At 71.0% G+C, this 500-nt stretch carries 1 protein-coding gene; it reads left to right on the forward strand.

Annotation, left to right across the window (positions count from 1 at the left end):
- Window positions 1-400: nuclear transport factor 2 family protein (locus JNK74_30645; protein ID MBL7650526.1), on the forward strand; the 400-nt coding region annotated here is incomplete at its 5' end.
- Between the last annotated feature and the right edge of the window lie 100 nt (window positions 401-500).

Consider the following 500-nt stretch of genomic DNA (forward strand, 5'->3'; position numbering starts at 1 on the left):
GGCAAGGTCCTGGGCCAACGCGGAGGTGATCACGCCACCGGCCAGCACCGGGCCGGATCCGCGGCCGCAGCTGGAGGCCGCTGTCCAGGCCTGGGCCAAGGCCTGGAGCCGTCGTGACGTGAAGGCCTATCTGGCGGCCTACGCGCCGGGCTTCATCAGTGCCGATCGCAGCCTGAGCTACGAGAGCTGGGCCGCCCAGCAGCGCGCCCGCATCCGGTCGCACCGGATCATCGAGGTGAAGATCACATCGCTGGAGCTGGATCCGCGCGGCGAAGATTGGGTGGCGAGCTTCGAACAGTCGTACCGTGCCGACCAGCTCCGCGAGACCTCGCGCCGCCAGCTCCTGCTGCGACAGATCGGCGGGCGCTGGCTGATCGTCGGCGAACGCGACGACAATTGAGCCCGCGATGTCCAACTCTGCAATTGCGCTGACGCTTGCACGCGGCGCCGGGCCGCGACGCAGGCGCGCGGCGGGGTCGGGCGCTCAGGCGCGGGCCGAG

The organism is Candidatus Hydrogenedentota bacterium, from assembly GCA_016791475.1.
In the GTDB taxonomy this organism is placed as follows: Bacteria; Hydrogenedentota; Hydrogenedentia; order Hydrogenedentales; family JAEUWI01; genus JAEUWI01.